The organism is Actinomycetospora endophytica, assembly GCF_021026375.1.
In the GTDB taxonomy this organism is placed as follows: Bacteria; Actinomycetota; Actinomycetes; order Mycobacteriales; family Pseudonocardiaceae; genus Actinomycetospora; species Actinomycetospora endophytica.
Genome location: NZ_JAJNDB010000001.1, coordinates 1306639 through 1324590 on the forward strand (window position 1 = coordinate 1306639; position 17952 = coordinate 1324590).

The 17952-nt window shown below is 75.3% G+C and carries 18 protein-coding genes; 8 read left to right on the forward strand and 10 right to left on the reverse strand.

The window, feature by feature from the left end; translation table 11 throughout:
- Positions 1-72: 72 nt before the first annotated feature.
- Positions 73-513, forward strand: a complete 441-nt coding sequence (locus tag LQ327_RS06355) for a DUF3293 domain-containing protein (RefSeq protein ID WP_230730665.1) — start codon at positions 73-75, stop codon at positions 511-513.
- Positions 514-519: 6 nt separating this feature from the next.
- Here the strand turns inward: LQ327_RS06355 and LQ327_RS06360 are convergent, their stop codons facing one another.
- Positions 520-999 (reverse strand): hypothetical protein, encoded by a 480-nt coding sequence (locus tag LQ327_RS06360; protein WP_230730666.1) that lies wholly within the window; start codon positions 997-999, stop codon positions 520-522.
- Positions 1000-1076: 77 nt separating this feature from the next.
- On the reverse strand, positions 1077-1727 hold the full coding sequence (locus LQ327_RS06365) for a hypothetical protein (RefSeq protein WP_230730667.1): 651 nt from the start codon (positions 1725-1727) through the stop codon (positions 1077-1079).
- Between the two features lie 38 nt (positions 1728-1765).
- On the opposite strand from LQ327_RS06365, the gene LQ327_RS06370 reads away from it, so the two are divergent.
- Positions 1766-2188: a nitroreductase family deazaflavin-dependent oxidoreductase gene (locus LQ327_RS06370; RefSeq protein ID WP_230730668.1), complete on the forward strand. Its 423-nt coding sequence runs from the start codon at positions 1766-1768 to the stop codon at positions 2186-2188.
- A 363-nt stretch (positions 2189-2551) separates the two neighbouring features.
- Entirely contained in the window at positions 2552-3151 is a 600-nt protein-coding gene (locus LQ327_RS06375) for a L,D-transpeptidase (RefSeq protein ID WP_230730669.1), read from the forward strand.
- 78 nt (positions 3152-3229) lie between these two features.
- Here LQ327_RS06375 and LQ327_RS06380 read toward each other — a convergent pair whose 3' ends face one another.
- The 5 genes from LQ327_RS06380 to LQ327_RS06400 form a co-directional block, all read right to left on the reverse strand.
- On the reverse strand, positions 3230-5761 hold the full coding sequence (locus LQ327_RS06380; protein WP_230730670.1) for an HAD-IC family P-type ATPase: 2532 nt from the start codon (positions 5759-5761) through the stop codon (positions 3230-3232).
- 96 nt (positions 5762-5857) lie between these two features.
- Positions 5858-6634 carry an FAD:protein FMN transferase gene (locus LQ327_RS06385; protein ID WP_230730671.1) on the reverse strand — a complete coding sequence of 259 codons (777 nt, stop codon included), beginning with the start codon at positions 6632-6634 and terminating at the stop codon, positions 5858-5860.
- A complete protein-coding gene (locus tag LQ327_RS06390; protein WP_230730672.1) occupies positions 6631-7116 on the reverse strand; it encodes an FMN-binding protein in 486 nt (161 codons plus the stop codon). Before LQ327_RS06390 ends, LQ327_RS06385 begins: the two co-directional genes overlap by 4 nt.
- Before the next feature lie 8 nt (positions 7117-7124).
- Positions 7125-8543, reverse strand: coding sequence for a ferredoxin reductase family protein (locus LQ327_RS06395; RefSeq protein ID WP_230730673.1), 1419 nt, complete (start codon positions 8541-8543; stop codon positions 7125-7127).
- Positions 8544-8656: 113 nt separating this feature from the next.
- On the reverse strand, positions 8657-9199 hold the full coding sequence (locus LQ327_RS06400; RefSeq protein ID WP_230730674.1) for a MarR family winged helix-turn-helix transcriptional regulator: 543 nt from the start codon (positions 9197-9199) through the stop codon (positions 8657-8659).
- A 132-nt stretch (positions 9200-9331) separates the two neighbouring features.
- On the opposite strand from LQ327_RS06400, the gene LQ327_RS06405 reads away from it, so the two are divergent.
- Positions 9332-9964 carry an FMN-dependent NADH-azoreductase gene (locus tag LQ327_RS06405; RefSeq protein ID WP_230730675.1) on the forward strand — a complete coding sequence of 211 codons (633 nt, stop codon included), beginning with the start codon at positions 9332-9334 and terminating at the stop codon, positions 9962-9964.
- 15 nt (positions 9965-9979) lie between these two features.
- Here LQ327_RS06405 and LQ327_RS06410 read toward each other — a convergent pair whose 3' ends face one another.
- Together LQ327_RS06410 and LQ327_RS06415 are read right to left on the reverse strand one after the other, a co-directional pair.
- On the reverse strand, positions 9980-10654 hold the full coding sequence (locus LQ327_RS06410) for a DUF427 domain-containing protein (protein WP_230730676.1): 675 nt from the start codon (positions 10652-10654) through the stop codon (positions 9980-9982).
- A 55-nt stretch (positions 10655-10709) separates the two neighbouring features.
- On the reverse strand, positions 10710-11993 hold the full coding sequence (locus tag LQ327_RS06415) for a cytochrome P450 (protein WP_230730677.1): 1284 nt from the start codon (positions 11991-11993) through the stop codon (positions 10710-10712).
- A gap of 32 nt (positions 11994-12025) precedes the next feature.
- Between LQ327_RS06415 and LQ327_RS06420 the strand changes: the two genes are divergently transcribed.
- The 3 genes from LQ327_RS06420 (at position 12026) to LQ327_RS06430 (ending at position 14684) form a co-directional block, all read left to right on the forward strand.
- The gene (locus LQ327_RS06420; protein WP_230730678.1) at positions 12026-12739 is read left to right on the forward strand and encodes a uridine kinase family protein; all 714 of its coding nucleotides are present in this window, start codon (positions 12026-12028) and stop codon (positions 12737-12739) included.
- The gene (locus tag LQ327_RS34595; protein WP_230730679.1) at positions 12736-13716 is read left to right on the forward strand and encodes an EcsC family protein; all 981 of its coding nucleotides are present in this window, start codon (positions 12736-12738) and stop codon (positions 13714-13716) included. Before LQ327_RS06420 ends, LQ327_RS34595 begins: the two co-directional genes overlap by 4 nt.
- A 128-nt stretch (positions 13717-13844) precedes the next feature.
- Positions 13845-14684 (forward strand): EcsC family protein, encoded by an 840-nt coding sequence (locus tag LQ327_RS06430; RefSeq protein WP_230730680.1) that lies wholly within the window; start codon positions 13845-13847, stop codon positions 14682-14684.
- A gap of 9 nt (positions 14685-14693) precedes the next feature.
- On the opposite strand, the gene LQ327_RS06435 is transcribed toward LQ327_RS06430, so the two are convergent.
- Positions 14694-16589, reverse strand: coding sequence for a hypothetical protein (locus LQ327_RS06435; RefSeq protein ID WP_230730681.1), 1896 nt, complete (start codon positions 16587-16589; stop codon positions 14694-14696).
- Between the two features lie 139 nt (positions 16590-16728).
- Here LQ327_RS06435 and LQ327_RS06440 point away from each other — a divergent pair, with 139 nt between their 5' ends.
- Entirely contained in the window at positions 16729-17931 is a 1203-nt protein-coding gene (locus LQ327_RS06440) for a DUF2786 domain-containing protein (RefSeq protein WP_230730682.1), read from the forward strand.
- Positions 17932-17952: the final 21 nt, after the last annotated feature.

A 17952-nucleotide genomic window follows, 5' to 3' on the forward strand; every position in this document is an offset into this window, starting at 1 on the left:
TCGTCCCGGCACGCTAGACGCGCCCCCCGACAGCGTGATCCGCCCCCCGGCGACGACCACGGAAGGCGCGCCGTGCCCGACCTCGACGACCGTCTCGCCGGCTACGCGCACGCCCGGGTCGTCTTCGAGTTCCCCGACGGCCGCCTCACCCTCCGGCCCGCCGAGCACCCCGGTCGCTACCCGCTCGACGCCTCTCCGGTCCACGTGCTGACCGCCCACAACCCCGGCGCGGCACGGCCCGGCGCCGTCGAGAACCGTCGCAACCAAGCGGCCCTGGAGGCGGAGCTGACGGCCTGCGGCCTCACCGTGACGCGGGCCGTGGCGTCCGCGACGGACGGCTCGCACGCCGAGGAGTCCGCGGCCGTCCTCGGGTGGGACGACGACCGGGCGCTCGCCCTGGCGCGGCGGTTCGGGCAGGACGCGATCTTCCGGTGGTCACCGACCGCGTGGGCGGTGGTGCCGTGCGACGGCGGGTCGGCGCTGCGGCTGGGATGGACGCTGCACCCGGGGTGAACCCGGTCAAGGGCAGCCGGAGGAGACCTTCACCCGCCACCAGCCCGCGAGCCGGCCGACGACGCCGAGCACCGGTCGGACCTGCCAGCGGCAGCAGCCGGGGAGCCCGAGGTCGTCGGTCGTCAGCCGGACGCCACGGTGGGCGCCGGGATCGTCGTACATCGCCTGGAGCAGGGCGCGGGCCCGGACGTGCTCCTCCTCGCGGCGGGCGCTGACGGCCCGGACGTCGTCGAGGTGAGCGAGCAGGTCGTCACGCAGGGCCTCCAGCTCCCCGAGACCGAGCAGCCGCGGCCCGCCGGGGCTCCCGCCCCGCGCCGCCGTGAGCGCCTCGGAGGTCCAGTCGGCCGCCAGGGTCCGCCGCAGCTCCTCCCCGAGCGCGGTGACCTGCTCGCGCAGCGCCCGGCGCGAGGCGACCGTCTCGGGCGCGTCGAGCGTGGGGAGCACCGGCGCGGGGGTGAGGTCCGCCCGCGGTTCGGTGGAGGTCATCGTGCCTCCCGGTTCCGGCCTGTTCCGACGACGACGTGGGTGAGTGTCCGTGTCCGCGGCGGCGGGCGCCACCCCGGTCAGTGCCCGGAGAGGTAGCGCGCCGCCCGCCACACCGCCTCGCTGACCTCCCAGCTCGGCATCCCGGGGACACCGATCGCGTAGAGCACGACCCGACGGGCCCGCGTGCCGGCGCCGAGTCCCCGCGGCGGATCCCCCACCACCGGAGCGACGGGGCCGTCGGCGTCCGCCATCACGACCTCCCCGACGGGGACCGCCGCGCCGCGCCGGCCCCACCGCTCACCGCGCGCGGCCGGGCGCACGTGCCACGGCCCCCGGGTGCGGCGGGCGTCGAGCGCCCCGAGGGACACGCCGACCTCGGCGAGGATCGCGAGCTGCACGTCGTGGGACGGATCGCGGGAGAGCAGGTGACCGGTCACGACGACCTCCCGCGCCTCCCGTTCCAGCGCCGTCGGCGGGACGGCGGGGTCGAGGCCGAGCTGCCGCTCGAAGTCCGCGTACGCCGGGTGCGCGAGACGGCCGGCGCGCTCACGCATCCGCTCGGCGGCGTGGAGGGAGCCGGACAGCCGATCGAGCCGCTCCCGCCCGGCGTCGTGGGCGCCGCGACCGAGGGTCGCCGTCGTCGTCCACAGTTCGATCTCCCCGAGCTCGGCGAGCACCGTCGCGTCGACGGCGCCGGGAGCCGGCTCACCCTCATCCGGGGGTGTCATGGCACGCAGACCGGTCTGCGGAGGGGTTCACTGGGGGTGTGAGCGACTGGAACCAGCAGATCATCGAGGACTTCCGATCCCACGGTGGGCACGTCGGTGGGCAGTTCGAGGGCGCACCGCTGCTCCTCCTGCACCACGTCGGCCGCCGCAGTGGCACCGAGCGCCTGAGCCCGATGATGTACCAGGTGGTGGGCGACGACTGGGCGGTGTTCGCGTCGAAGGCGGGCATGCCCGACAACCCGGACTGGTACCACAATCTCCTCGCCCGGCCCGACGTCTCGGTCGAGATCGGCGACGGGACGAGCATCGAGACGATCCCGGTGCACGCCCGGGACCTGCCCGCCGACGAGCGGGCCCCGATCTGGGAGACCCAGAAGCAGCGCTACCCCGGGTTCGCGGACTACGAGGCCAAGACCTCCCGGACGATCCCGGTCGTGCTGTTGACGCGGCGCGCCGACTGAGTCCCATCCCCCGATCGGGGAGGCAGGCCGACCCCTCAGCGTGGTCGCTTGCTCACGCTGACTACCGTAGGGGTGTTCCGAAGCACGCCGCGGGTCGCGCAGGAGAGGAGACGTGCCATCGCGCCACGCCACTCCGCACGGTCGGGCCGCGAGCGCACCCAACGGTCGCCCGCACGCCCCCTGGCCCTGGAGAACCGGCCGAACTCCGTCCGGCGCGCACCCGCACCCCGGCGTCCCTCGCCCACCGAGGGACGCTCCGGCGACGGACGCTCGCCCGACGGGCGCCCGAGGACGCCGCGGCCCGCCTCCGAGGCGCGTAGCCCGTCGACCGCACTCGCCCGCCGGGAGCCCACCGGCCGCCCGGTGCGACGCACCCCCGCGCCCGCGGCCCGCTGGCGGACGGGACCGGCGCTGCTGCTCTCGCTCGGGGTCCTGCTCGCCATGGGCGCCGTGCTGCTGGTCTTCGCCGGTGGCACCGACAACTCCGCTCCCGCCGCGGCCGCACCCGTCGCCCCGGCGGCGCCCGCGGTCGCCGCCGTGCACCCCGCCGACACCCCCTCCGGTCCGGTCGCCCTGACGCCGGCGGAGCTCGCCAAGTGCTCCGCGGCGGCGACGGCCTGCGTGGACCTCGCCGCTCACACGGCGTGGCTGCAGCAGGACGGCAAGCCGGTCGGCGGGCCGGTCGAGATGCTGCCCGGCGCCGACACGTTCAAGCGCCCGCCCGGCCCGACCTCCTCGGCGACCCCGACCGGCACCTTCCACGTGCTGCGCAAGGACAAGGACGGGTACAGCACCGAGTTCGACGAGCCGATGCACCACGCGGTCTACTTCGCGCCGGGCGGCATCGCGTTCCACGAGGGCAGCCTGACCACCTCGTCGAACGGCTGCATCCACCTCTCGGCCGCGGACGCGACGACGTTCTTCGACGCGCTGCGCATCGGCGACGGGGTGACGGTCTTCTAGGTGGGCTCCGCGCTCGTGAGCACTAACTGACGTCCTGGCGTCAATTAGTGCTCACAGGCGCGTCAGCGCACCTGCTGATCACGGGCCGGTGGAACCCAGCCCGATCAGCCGCTCGAGCACCCGGTGGCGCAGCGCGAGGCTCAGCACGACGAACCACGCGACGACCGCGGGGACGACCATGTAGACGACCGGCGGGTCGGGTGCGGTGAGACCGAAGTAGCTGCGGGTGGCCGGCACCAGGAGCACGACGACGAGGGCGACGAACAGCCCGCCGGCCAGCCACGCGGGCCGCCGGTCCGGGCTGACCGGCGCCCAGGCGGTGAAGAGCCGGGCGGGGGGTTCCAGGAGCAGGATGAGCACGATCGCCGTCACCGAGACGAACATCGAGAGCCCGCTCTGCGCGCCGAGCGTCGCCGACGCCGTCACGAAGTCGGCGTCCACGCCGTAGCGCAGGCCGGTGTAGCTCTCGAAGAGCGTGTAGACCTGCTGCGAGAGGTGCGGTCGGCTCAAGCCGCTGAGCACCATCTCGTAGAGCACCGCGTAGACCGCCGCCCCGAACCCGGCGGTGAGGATCCCGACCGGCAGGACGAACCGGGCGAGCGAGACGAGCAGGTCCTCCGCGGGTGGGGCGGGGCGGGCCCACATCGTCAGGAACAACGTCGGCAGGCCGACGGTGAACAGCGTCAGCCCGACCTGCGTGGGCGTGTACGGGAAGCCCAGCCCGAGCAGGGTGACGATGAGGATGACCAGCATCTGGGTGATCACCCGGGACAGGAACAGGTACATCGAGGAGCCGACGCCCGCGACGATCCGCCTGCCCTCGGTGCGGGCGGGCGGCAGCGTGGTGAAGGAGTCGTCGAGGAGCACGATGTCGGCGACGTCGCGGGTGACCGCGCTGCCCGAGCGCATCGCCACCCCGACGTGGGCCCGCTTGAGGGCCCGGGCGTCGTTGACGCCGTCGCCGACCATCGCGACGTGACGTCCGCGGCGGCGGAGCGCGTCGACGATCTGCTCCTTCTGCTCCGGCGCGATCCGCCCGAAGACCGAGAAGGTGTCGATCGCCTCGTCGAAGCGCTCCCCGTCGAGCGCCGCGAGCTCCGGTCCGGCGATCGCGTCCCCGGCGAGGCCGGCGCGGTGGGCCAGGGCGGCGACGGTCACCGGGTCGTCCCCGGAGATCACCTTGGTGGCGACGTTCTCTTCCGCCAGCCCGGCGAGCACCTCCGAGACGCCCTCGCGCAGCTCGTCGCCGAGCACCACGAGCGCCTCGGCGGACAGCCCGGGCAGGCCCGGTCGGCCGTCGTCGTCGTGCAGGCCCGCGCCGCCCGGGGCCCGCGCGAGCAGCAGCACCCGCAGCCCCTTCTCGGCGTGCGCCCGGGCCTCGCGGAGCAGCCCGTCGACGACGTCGCGGGCGTCGGTCAGGTGCGGCGCGAGCGTGGCCGGGGCGCCGAGGACCACGACCTGGCCGCCGCTGACGATCCCGCTCCAGCGCAGCGACGAGCGGAACTCGACCTCCTCGCCGACCTCGGCGGACGTGCCCGGCAGCGCGGCGTCGCCGGCCAGCGCGGCGGTGGTCGCGTTCGGGGCGCGCACCGAGCGGGCGAACGTGCCGAGCAGGGTCCGCGCGTGCTCGTCGGACATCCCGTCGACCGGCACGACGCGCACCAGCGAGAGCCGCCCGCTGGTCAGCGTGCCCGTCTTGTCGGTGCAGATGACGTCGACGCGGCTGATCGCCTCGACCGCGTTCGTCTGCTGGACGAGCGCGCCGCGCCCGGCGATGCGGGTGGCGCCGACGGCATAGGCGACCGCGATGAGGAAGAACAGCCCGTAGGGCACCAGCCCGGAGAGCACGGCGGAGGTCTGCACGAAGCGCAGCACCGTGGAGCCGTCGAGCAGCGCCTGGGCGAGGATCGCGCCGCTCATCAGCAGCACGAGCAGGATGACCATCCGCACGACGACGTCGATGCGCCACTGCAGCGGGGTCTGGTCGGTGGTGTCGGCGCGGGCGGCGAGGGTGAGCTGCCCGGCGTGGCTGGCGACCCCGACCGCCTCGGCCCGCTGCCACCCCTCGCCGGACGCGATCGAGCTCCCGGAGAGCAGCCGGTCGCCAGGCGCCTTCGGCACCGGGTCGGCCTCGCCGGTGAGCAGCGCCTCGTCCACCTCGAGCACGGGCCGACCCGCCTCGCCGTCGCCGATCACCGGCCCGTCGACGACGACCTGGTCACCGCCGCGCACCCGCAGCAGGTCGCCCTCGACGACCTCGTCCGGCGGGATCTGACTTTCGGTGTCGTCGCGGACCACGGTCACCGGCTCGCGGGCGAGCAGCTGGAGGTGGTCGAGCGCCCGGCGTGCCCGCAGCTCCTGGAACGCCGAGAGCGCGGCGTTGATGATGCCGAGCCCCACGCTGACCAGCGCGTCGGAGTAGCGCCCGAGGCCCAGCAGCGCGATGCCGATGACGAACAGGACGTTGTTGTAGAACGAGAAGACCGTGGTGCGCAGGATGCGGGCGGTCGTGCGGCTGGAGCCGCGGACGGGGGTGTTGCCCCGGCCGTCGCGGGCGAGCTGTGCCGCCTCGCGCTCGGAGAGTCCGGACGGGGCCGTCGCCGTCGTCATTCGGCGTCTCCCGGTGTGGTGGTCGGGGTCCGTCCGGCCGGGCCGACGGGGCCGGCGACGTTCCCGGGTCGGCCCGATCATGGCATCGAGCCGGGCTCACGGCCGGTCGGGGGACTGGGTCGTGGTCGTCGTCCCGTCCGCCCAGACGACCAGGCCGGTGCGCCCGACCCGCTGCCCGAGCCACTGCGCCGCCCGGCCGCCGAGGGCGTACGCCGCGGTGGCGTCGACGTCGGCCCACGTGAGCGAGGTCGCGATCACGGTCACCTGCGCGACGACGGCCGGGCGCTCACCGGTGCGGGCGTCGACGAGGTGGCCGCCCCGGTGGGCGACGCCCGAGGTCGCGACGGCGGCGTCGGCGACCGGCACGACGGCGATCAGGCGCGCCGGGTCCCGCGGGTCCTCGATCCCGATGCGCCAGGCCGGGCCGCACGAGGCGCGGCACACCATGTCCCCACCCGCGGAGAGGCAGAAGTCGGTGCCGTCGAGCCCGCGCAGCGCCGCCGCGGCCCGCTCGACGGCCCAGCCCTTGACCACGCCGCTCGGATCGAGCGCCGTCGTGCCGTCGGGGCCGGGGAGCCACACCGAGAAGGCGCCCCCGGTGGCGCGCTCGGCACGGCGGGCGACGTCGAGGACCTCGTGCAGGTCGGCGGGGCCGTCGGCGACCGCGAGCTCGCCCCGCCGGATCGCGGAGACCACCGAATCGTCCCGGTACGTGCTGAACATCCGGTCGGCCTCGCGCAGAGCGGCGAGGGCCGCGGCCCAGGCGGCATCAGCCAGGGGATCGGTGGTGTGCCGGCCGCGCAGCGCGAGGCTGATCGGCAGGCCCATCACGTGCTCGACGCGGCGCGCGACCGGCTCGGTCGCCGTCGTCACGCCGTGCCGGCCCGGTCGAGCGCGGCCTGCAGCGACTGCACGTAGCCGGTCGACGTGAAGGTCGCCCCGCTGACCATGTCGATCCGCGAGCTCTGGGCCGCGATGGTCTCCCGGACGAGCACGGGGACCGCCCGGGCGTTGACCTGCCGGTCGTGGGTGTTCTCGTCCGGGGTGCGCAGCACGTCGACCGCGGTGATCCGGCCCCGCTCGATCGTCGCCCGGACCTGCACCTCGCCCCACTGGATCCGCACGACCGGTCCGGTCACCGTCCCGGACCAGGCGCCGCCCGAGGAGGACCTCCCGGTCGACGGGGCGGCGGGCGGGACGGCGGCCGCTGGCCCGTCGGCCGTCCCGGCCGCCTCCGCGGGCGGATCCGGCGAGGTGGACGTCCGGTACGAGAACAGCAGCACCACTCCGCTCACGGTCGCCAGCCCGCACAGCACGATCCGGCGCACGCCCCGATCGAGGCGCCGGGGAGGCATCGCCGGGGTCACCACGCGAACGTCTCGACGTGGACGCGGTCGGCCGGGACACCCGCCGCGAGGAGCGTGTCCTGGACCAGCCCGGTCCACGGGACGGGTCCGCAGACGAACACGTCGCGCTCCGCGATGTCCGGCACGCGTGATCGCAGGACGGTGGCGTCGTCGGCCGGCCCGACGCCGGGCCCGAGCCAGGAGTCCGGAGCACGCCGCCGGCCGGGCAGCGGGACGAGTGCGAGCCGCCGCTCCCGGGCGAGCACGGCGAACTCGCGGGCGAACAGCGGCGGGCCGGTGAAGCGGTGGAGCACGACGACGTCCGCCCCGGCGCCGAGGTCCTCGGCGAGCGCACGCAGCGGGGTGATGCCGACCCCGGCACCGATCAGCGCCACGCCCGGGCAGGTGCGGACCCTCCCGGTGAGCCGCCCGAAGGGGCCCTCGATCAGCACCCGGGTGCCCGCCCGGAGCCCCGGGACCGCGGCGGTGCCGTCCCCGAGGTCCTTGACGGTGATCCGCAGGCTGCGCCCGTCCGGGGCGGCCGAGAGCGAGAACGGGTGGGCCCGCATCCAGCCGGTGCCGGTGAGGAACCGCCAGGTGAGGAACTGCCCCGCGCGCACGTCGAGCTCCCCGAGGTGCTCGCCGGTCAGGTACACCGACACGCAGCCGTCGCCCTCAGGCACGACGGCGGTGACCACCAGCCGGTGGTGCAGGGTCCGCCACACCGGCAGCCCGACCCGCCACACCAGCACGGCCGCGGCGGCCAGCGCCCACGCGGTCCACCAGAAGAGCGTCCGGGCCATGGAGGCGAGGAACTCCTGGCCGGTCCAGAGCTGGTGGGGCAGCGCCAGCCCGACGCCGAGATAGGCGTAGAGGTGCAGCAGGTGCCACGACTCGTAGCGCATCCGGGCCCGCGCCGCACTCATGCTCGTCACGGTGACCAGGACCAGGCAGGCGGTGCCCGCGGCGGCGAGCAGCATGCCCGGGTAGGAGACGGTGAGGTTCCACAGCTCGCCCGGGGCCGCGGCGAGGTCTCCGGCGGCATAGCCCCAGGTGATCAGCCCGACATGCGCGATCATCCCGGTGAACGAGGTGAACCCGACCAGCCCGTGCATGACCGCCAGCCGGTCCTGGCCGAAGGCCCGCTCGAGCAGCGGCACCCTCGCCATGAGCAGCACCTGGACCAGCATCAGCAACGAGGCCAGCACCCCGGTGAGCCGGCCCAGTGACGTCAGCCCGGAGCTCCACTCGCCGAGATCCGCGAGCCCACCCCCGGTGGCCCACGACAGGGTGATCGCCACCAGCGCGGCGGCCACGGCGGCCCGGGCCACCGCCCGCACGACGCGGTCCCGGACGGCGGGCGACGGCGCGGGCCGCCCAGGAACGCGCCCGACGGGGTCGTCGCGGCGGACGGGGCGCTCGGCGAGAGCGGTCACGGGTCACCTCTCGGGGCGGGACGACCGGCCCGGAGGGCCGGTCAGGTGCCGATCGGGATCGTGACACCGGCCCGGGAGGCGCCGTGGGCGTTTCGGGAAACTCGTGGCTCCGCTCAGGCCTGACCGGCGTCGTCGGCCGTGCTCGCCGCGTCGCGGTCGCGGCTCAGGAGCGTCGCGGCGACCTCGGGGTCGGTCGCGGCGACGATGCGGCGGGCGGCTGTACCGAGGTCCTCGAGCTGGTCGGGCGTCAGGGCGTCCACGACCAGGCGCCGGGCCTGGCGGACGTGCCCCGGTGCGCTCTCCTGCAGCTTCCGCCAGCCCTCGGGGGTCAGGTGGGCCTCGGTCCGCCGTCCCGCTCCCCCGCAGGCCCGGCGCTGCACCCACCCGGCGGCCTCCAGGCGGGAGACCGCGTGGGAGAGCCGCGACAGCGATCCCCGGGTGTGGGCCGCGAGCGACGTCATCACCCGCGTCCGCCCCGGTGCCTCGGCGAGCTCGACCAGCACGTGGTACTCGAAGAGGTTGAGGCCGGCGTCCTTCTTCAGCTGGGCGTCCAGGCTCACCGGCAGCGTCATCAGCATCGCGACCAGCGCCGCCCAGTCGCGGAGCTGCTCGGACGAGAGCCACGGCTCGTCCCGGTCCTGCGTCGCGTCCGCCACGGCGCCGAGCATACCCCTGGACTTGAACATTCAAATTCGACGGCGTAGGTTCCAACTTGCACATTCAAGTTCAACGATCGGACCGGGTCCCACGGGTTCCGGCCACCCCCGCACCCGCCCAGGAGAACCCTCATGTCCCTGCTCCGCGTCGACGCCAGCATCCAGGGCCCGCGGTCGGCCAGCAGCGAGCTCGCCGAGCTGGTCCTCGGCGAGTTCACCGCCGCCGCCCCCGACGAGACCGTGCTGACGCGTCACCTCGGCGAGGAGCCGCTCCCCGCCGACGCCTGGGCGCTCGCCGTCGCGGGCTCCGCCACCCCCGAGGCCGACCGCACCGCCGGGCAGACCGAGGCCCTGGGCCTGGCCGCGACCCTCGCCGGGGAACTGCGCGACGCCGACGCCGTCGTGCTGGCCTTCCCCCTCTACAACTTCGGGGTCTCGCAGCACGTGAAGATCTGGATCGACCTCGTCATCGCCGGGGCGGGCCCGGGCGTGCGGCTGCTCGAGGGCAAGCCCGTGGTGCTCGTGACCACCCGCGGCGGCGCCTACGGCCCCGGCACCCCCCGCGAGGGCTGGGACCACAGCACGGACTACCTGCGCCGGATCCTCGTCGACGTGTGGGGCGCCGACCTCACCCTGATCGAGCGGGAGTTCACCCTCGTCGGCGTGAACCCCGCCCTGGACGAGTTCACCGAGCTCGCCGGGCAGCTCAAGGCCGCCGCCGTGGCGGCGGCCACGCAGACCGGGAAGGCCCTCGCCACGCGGTGAACCTCGGACGGCCCGTCAGGTCCCCGGCACCTCGAAGTGCGTCCGCGGCCGCGTCTGCGCCACGCCGTCGAGACGCAGGTCGACCTTCTCGGTCCACACCGCCGCGAGGCCGGCCACCTTCTGGCTCTCGGGCAGTGGCGCGCGGTAGGTCCAGAACAGGTCGGGGTGCCGGGTGCCGTCCGGCAGCTCGACCGACCAGTAGGTGGCCGTGCCCTTGTACGGACAGTGGCTGACGGTGTCCGACGGGCGCAGCAGGTCGAGCCGGACGTCGGGCAGCGGCAGGTAGAAGCGCGGGGGCAGCCGAGTCTCGAACAGCACCGTCGGGTGGGTCGAGTCGGCGATCACGACGCCGTCGACGGCGACCTCGACGTGCCGCGAGCTCGCGAGCGCGTCGATGCGCACGTACGGGTCGCGGGCGTGCACCGCGACCGGCTCGTCCTCCTCGAACCACTGGTCCATCGCGTCCCAGTCGATCCGCACGACGTCGACCGGCTCACCCTCGACTTCCAGGGTGAGCCGCCGGATCGCACCGTCGGGCAGGCCGTCGAGGTCCACGTCGGCCACCGGCAGGTGGTAGGTCGGATAGAACGGCCACTCCCAGACGAGGACCGGGGCGAGGGTGTCGACGACGACCCGGCCCTCGACGACCGCCCGGACCCGCTTCCGCCCGCGCTCAGGTGGCTTCGCCATGTGAGCACTATTCCGCGCCGGAGCACGGATTTCTGCTCACGGGCGCGCAGCACACCTATTCCGGCGTGAACGCCACCTGCTGGCGCTTCACCCCGCGGATGAAGTTCGTGCCCAGCAGCTCGGGCTCCGCGGTGACGTGGATGTCGGGGATCCGGGTGAGGATCTCCCGGAAGAGCGCCCGCAGCATCGTCTTTGCGAGCTGGTTGCCCAGGCAGAAGTGGGTGCCGCCGCCCCCGAACCCGACGTGCGGGTTCGGGCTGCGGGAGAGATCGAAGGCGCCCGGGGAGTCGAACACCGCGGCGTCCCGGTTGCCGGAGGGATAGAACATGACGACCTTCTCGCCCGCGCGGATCGGCCGTCCGCCCAGTTCGGTGTCCGCGACCGCGGTGCGCCGGAAGGTCATCACCGGCGTGGCGTAGCGGATGAACTCCTCGACGGCGGTGCCGATGCGCTCGTCGAGGTCGGCCGCGAGCCACTCGCGCTGGTCGGGGTTCTCGGTGAAGTGCTTGATCGTCAGCGTCGACGTGTGCTTCGTGGTGTCGTTGCCCGCCACGGACAGCAGCACGAAGAACGCGCCGATCTCCGCGTCGGTCAACTGCCGGCCGTCGACCTCGGCCTGGATGAGGCCGGTGAACAGGTCCTCGGTGGGGTTCTCCCGGCGCTCGGCGATGATCTCCGCCGCGATGGTGTGCAGCTTCTGGGCCGCCTCGAGCTGGACCTGCGCCGGGTCCCGGCCGGCGAGGTGCTCGGGGTCGGCCCACGAGACGATCTCCTGGGCCGCGCTCGCGGTCTCCTCCTGGAGATGCTCGGGGACACCGAACATCGCGGCGAACATCCGCAGCGGCAGCCGCGCGGCGCAGCCCTCCACGAACTCGATCTCGCCGGAGGGCTCCGCCGCGAAGGAGTCGACGACCTCGCGGGCCGCCTGCTCGACCTGGTCGTCGATGCGCCGGATCTGCTTCGGCGTGAAGGCCTTCTGGACGATCTTGCGCAGCTCGTTGTGGCGCGGGTTGTCCATCGCCATGAACGACTGCGTCATCTCGAGGAACTCCGGCGGCAGCGCGTCGAACAACACCCCCTGCCCCGAGACGAACACGTCGTTCGCGGTGCTGACGGCCGTGATGTCGGCGTGGGTGACCACGGCCCAGTACCCGGGGTCGTCCGGGTCGGGCGCCACCGCGTTCTCGATCGGGCGCTGCCAGGACACCGGGTCCTCGGCACGCAGGCGGGCGAAGGTCCGCTCGCGCTCCTCGGCCGTGGCGTCCCAGAACTCCCGGGACGAGATGTCGACGGCGGAGTACCCGCGTCCGGTGGTGGCGGTCCCGCTCTGCACGGACATCGGCGTCTCCTCGCGGTTCGGCGACGTGAGGGATGTGTGCACCGGGCCGGACGCCCGCCAAACGCCGTCTCTCCCCAACGGGGCACCGAAGCACCCCCGGCGACGGGGCGCCGTTCCCGGTTAGCCTCGCCCGCATCGAGACGATCACCGCCGCCGACCTGCTCGCCCGCGCCCGGGCCGCACCGCCGCGCGCGGGCGCCGTCCGGCTCGTCGGCGTCGACGGCTTCTCCGGGGCGGGCAAGACCACCCTCGCCGTGGACCTGCGCCGCGCGGACCCGACGCTGACGGTGCTCTCGGTCGAGACGTTCTACCTCGGGTGGGACGGGCTCGCGGTCGGGCCGCGGCGGGCCCACGACCAGCTCGTGGCGCCGCTGACCCGGGGCGAGGTCCCGGTCGTCGAGCCGTGGGACTGGCGTCACGACCGGGTGGCGCACCCGCGGCCCCGGCCGGTCGGCCCCGTCGTCGTCCTGGAGGGTTGCGGCGCGGGAGCGGAACCGCTGCGCGGCGCGTCCTCGCTGCTCGTCTGGGTCGACGCCGAGCCCGACGAACGGGAGCGCCGCCTGCACGCCCGCGACGACTGGGAGGTCTACGCCCCGCACCGGGCGGCCTTCGAACGGCAGGAGCAGGCCCTCGCCGCCGTCGAGGGCACCCGGGCCGCCGCGGACGTCGTCGTGACCCGCGCCTCGGACGGGACGTGGCTGCGCGGGCGCCCCGGCGACCCGGAATCGGTACGGTCCGGGCCGTGACGGCGACGACGGACCAGCCCGACACGACGTCCGTGAGCAGCGCGGACGTCGACCAGTGGCGCGAGGTGGCGGAGTGGAAGGAGCGCATCACCGACGACGGCGGCGGTCCGCTCGCCCCGCTGCGCGACACCGTCACCGACGTGCGGTCGATGATCCAGGGCGGGCTGCGGCGGGTGCCCGGCGTGCAGCAGATCGACGACGGCGTGCACGACGTCCTGCACCAGCTCGCGGCCGCCGGAGCGGGCGCCGGCGCCGCGACGCTGCGCCGCGAGGCGGTGTTCGCCCGCTACCGCGCCCGGGGTCACCAGGTGGCCGACTTCAAGGACATCCGGGCCCTCGACGTGACCGACGTCCAGGACGCGATGCCCCGCCTCGACCTCGCCTACCCGGTGATCGGGGCGCTGCAGGGCGGCACGACGAGCATGCTGCTCACCACGGGTGCCTCGGCGGCCGCGGGCGGCACGGGTCTGGGTGGCCTCGCCGGCCTGCCGGGGGTCGCGGTCATCGTCGCCTCGCTGACCGGTGACGCGCTGTTCACCGTCGCCTCCTGCACGCGGGCCGTCGCGCACGTGGGCGCCTACTACGGCTACGACGTCACGAAGCGCTCGGAACAGGTGCTCGCGCTCGCGATCCTCGCCGTCGGGCTCTCCAGCGACGCCGACGCGCCCGGGGCGTACGAGGAGGTCTCCTCGCTGGTCGCCTCGCGGGAGAAGGACAAGGAGAAGAAGAAGCGCCAGCAGCGTCAGCTCCGCCGTCTCGCCCACGCGGTGCACCAGCGCCTGCTCTCCCAGGTCGGACAGCGGGAGCTCGCCCAGCTCGTGCCCGTGGTCGGGGTCGGGATCGGGGCGGCGCTCTCGGCGCGGCTGCTCGGGCGCGTCGTGGACGCCGCCGAACACCTCTACCGCGAGCGGTTTCTCCACGACAAGTACGAGATCCCCTTCGGCGACGAACCCCCGGACGAGGTACTCGCCGAGTAGGCCTGAAAGGCCCGACCACGGTCCGGATCGATATTGTCACGCTCTGCGATCACGCCGATACCGTTGATTCACCCGCTGTCCACGTGACCTCCACGACACCGCCGTCCTGGATGCTTAGCGTGCGCGCCATGGCCGCCCCGTTCGCGCCCGACCTGGTCGTGATGACCGCGGGTGACGCCCGCGCGTGGGACGCCGTGCAGCGCTGGCGCGCCGCCGAACCGGCCGGTTCGAGCTGGTGGGGCCGCCTCTCCTCGCTCGCGATGTCCGGCCTGCGGCTGCTCCCGGGTGCGGGGCTGGTCGACGACCTGGTCCTCGGGACCGTCACCGCTGGGCTGCGTGACGCCGGGGTGCGCCTGGGCTGGATGATCGCCGGCAGTCCGGACCACGTCGTCACCGCACTCGCCGCGATCGGGCACGCGGTCGAGGTGCCCGCGGATCTGCGCCGCCTCGACGTCGACGACCTCCGCGCCGCCCGCGCGTCGCTCACCCGCCTCCACGTCGGCGCGGCGGGCCTGCGCGGCGGGCTCACCGGGGCCGCGGCGGGAGCCGCGGCCGGCGCCTCCGGGGCCGCCACCGGCGTCGTCGCCGCGCTCGCCGCGGCCGCGCTCGACACCGTCCTCGCCGCCGCGACCTGCACCCGGGCGGTCGCCCGCGTGGCGCTGCACTACGGCTACGACCCCGCCGAGCCCGCGGAGCGGGACTTCGCGCTGGCGGTCCTCGCCGCGGGCCTCTCCGCCGATCCGGCCCGGGCCGTGGCGGTCCTCCCCACCGGCATGTGCCCCGGGTTCACGCACCCCGCGCACTGCGAGATCGCCCGCGGGATGCCCGCGCTCGGCACCGGGCTCGGCGTGGTGCTCTCCTCCCGGCAGATCGCCCGGGTGCTGGAGACCGCCGAGCACCTCTACACCGAGCGCTTCCTGCGCGAGAAGTACGGCGACGCCCTCGCCGAGGTCCCCGCGGCGTCGTAGCCGCCGGGCTCAGTCCGCCCGCGGCAGCACGAGGAGCCGGCGCCCGTCGTCACCGAACCCGGGCAGTTCCAGCACGTCGTCCGGTCGCTCGCCCCAGGGGGTCGGTGGGTCCTCGTCGTCCACCGGGCCCAGGACGACCAGGTCGACGTCGGCGGTGGCCGCCTGCTCCCGTCCGGCCAGCGCCGCCGTCGTCGTCACGACGCCGGGCGTACGGGCCCGCAGCCACGTCAGCCCGTCGCGGTGGGCCCACGCCTGGGACCAGCGCTCCTCGCGGGGGATCCAGGTCTCGTCGGAGGTGTCGGCGTCCAGGGCCTCGAGCAGGGCCGGCCGGTCGGTCAGCCGGGCGGCGAGGGCGTCGCTGCGGCGCAGGTCGCGCTGCTCGTCGCGGGCGAGGTCGGCGGCCTCGACCGCCCGGGCGTAGGCGTCGACGTCGAGGCGCAGCAGGGCCGTCAGCGCGGCGCGCAGCTCCGGCGCCCGGTCGGCGGGCGATGCCACCGCGTTCAGCCGGGCGACGACGTCACCGAGCTCCCGACGGGCCAGGTCCGCGCTCGCGCGGGCGGTGAGGCGGCGCCCGGTGCCGACCACCCGGCCGAGCGCGGGCAGCCCGTCCGTCGCGGGACGCACCGCGTCGGGCAGCCCGGTGAGCAGGGTCCGCAGCTCGGTGACCGCGTCCACGACGGTGCCGATGCGCAGGCAGAGCTCCCGCAACGAGAGGAGCCGGTGCACCAGCAGCGCCCGCTGCTCTGCGGGGCGCACGGTCCGCCCGAGCCCCGCCAGCGCCGTGGCCAGCCCGGCCTCGAGCTCGCGCAGCCGCAGGTGGTGCCCGACGGCGGCCGCGCCCTCGGCGGTCGTCGGGTCGACGCGGTTGATCGCGAGCGAGGGCAGCAGCAGCTCCACCGCGCGCTGCTCCTCGGACTTGAACATCCGCCGCAGCGTGCCGCCGGTGTCGAGGAAGTCGGCGAACCGCTCGAACGCCTCGGCCGCCGTGCCCGGGTCGACGCCGTCGTCGGTGACGCGGACCTGCGCCGGACCGGAGCCGTGGTCGTGCCGGGAGACCTGGGCGACCTCGGGCAGCGCACCCGCGACCCGTGACCACGCCGCGGCGGTCCGGCCCGCCAGGACCCCGTCGATGACGTGCCGGGCCCACGCCGCGTCCTCGCCGGCGCGCCCGAGCGCCACCACGCCCTCGTCGATGCGACGCAGCAGCGGGTCCAGCGACCCGGCGCCGTCCGGCGGCAGGCAGGCCAGCGCGGCGATCAGGGGGCGGGCGCTCTCCCGGTCGGGCGAGGAGGCCGGTCCGGCGACGTCGAGGAGCTCGTCGGCGAGCTGGTCGACGTGCGGCTCCGGCGGGAGCTCCGCGGGCGGCGGCAGCACCTGGCGGCGTCGGGCCCCGTCCAGTCCTGGGCGGGTGCCGTGCTCGGCGAGGAGCAGCCGGCGCAGGTCGGCGAGCTCCGGGGCGTCGAGCGGCGGAGCGCCGTCGCCGACCTCCTCGGCGAGCCCGAGGAGGACCGTCAGCCAGCCGTCGGCGCCCGCGGTGGCCGCCAGCCGCTCGGCGATCTCGTCCTCGGTGCCGGTCAGCCCGGGGGCGACGCCGTGGGTGGTCGCGGCGGGCTCGCCGAGCTCCCGACGCCAGGTCACCGCGTCGGCGGCGGTCGTCGCCACCACGAGGACCCGCCGACCGGCCCGGCGCAGCCCCCGGACGAGGACCGCGCGGGCCTCGTCGTCCAGGCCGGTGACGACGAGGCCCGAGGCGGCGTCGTCGAGGCGGTGCAGGACGGTGCGGTGGGGCTGGGTGGCCGGGACGGAACGGGTCGCGGTGCCCGTCGGGGCGGCGGGGTCACCGGGGTCGCCGGTGGTCGCGGGGTCGTGCCCGTCCTCCCCCGTCCACTCCGCCGTCGCCGTCACGGTGATCCACCTCCTCGGACTCTCAACGGCCCAGTACCGCCCGCGATTCGGCCCATGTTCACCCCTGGGTCCGTGGCCGGAGGGAACCGGTGGGCCCGTCGTCACCTCCAAGCCGATGACGACGATGATCGGAGGCGCCATGAGCCGTGGATCCAACCCTCCCCGCGAGGACCCGATCGCGCACGCCGCGACGCTGCTGACCGAGCTCGCGGTCGCCTGTCCGGGGGGACCCGACGACGTCGGGCGCATCCGGGCGGTGCTCGCGGACCGGTGGGCGGACGGGGTGCTCGATCCGGCGGCCGAGCGCGCCCTGCTCGACGCGGTGGAGCCGCTGTGGTCACGCGGCTGGACCCCGCGCGACGTCGTGGAGATCCTCCGCCGCCGACTGGGACCGGCCGCGGTGCCGCTGACCGGCGACGTGCTGGTGGCGGACGCCCGGCGGCGCCCGGCGACCTGGTCGCTGGCCGGGGTCGACGCCGAGCTCTGGTGGGACGTGGGGCGCCCGCTCGTCGGGCAGTGGCGCACCGTGCGGAACCTCACCGGCGCCGAGGCGCTCGGGTGGGTGGTGCGCGCGGTCGGGGAGCTGCACCGGCTGCCGCCGTTGCCCGTCGGCGAGGTCCCGGCCGAGGCGCCGGACACCGCGGGCGTGGACCCGCGGGTGCTCGCCCGGGTGCGGGGACTGCTCGCCAAGGCCGAGTCCACGTCCTTCCCCGAGGAGGCCGAGGCGCTCTCGGCGAAGGCCCAGGAGCTGATGTCCCGCCACGCGCTCGAGCAGGTGGTGGTCGCGGCGACGGCGGGCCCGGCGCCCACCACGGCCGTGGTGCGGCGGATGTGGCTCGACGCGCCGTACACCTCGGCGAAGTCGAGCCTGGTGCACCAGGTGGCGGGGGCCAACCGCTGCCGGGCGGTCAGCCTCGCGGCGCTGGACCTGGTCACGGTCGTCGGCTGGCCGACCGACCTGGACACCGTCGAGCTGCTCGCGACCTCGCTGCTCGTGCAGGCCGGGCGGGCGATGGCGGCCGAGGGGTCGCGGGCTTCCCGGGCGGGGCGCTCGCGGACCCGGTCGTTCCGGCACGCGTTCCTGCTCTCCTACGCCACGCGGATCGGGGAACGGCTCCGGGAGGCCGAGGCCACGGCCCAGGAGGAGGCGGTGGCCGCCGCGGGTGACGCGCTGCTCCCGGTGCTCGCCGCCCGGGGCGAGGTGGTGGAACGCACGACCGCGGAGCTCTTCCCGCGGATCACCACCAAGCGGTTCACCGTCGGGAACGACGCGGGCTGGCAGGCCGGCCGCGAGGCCGCCGACGCCGCCAGCCTGCGCGTCGGGCGCGAGGCGCTGGACTGAGCGCCACGCGGTGGTCACCGG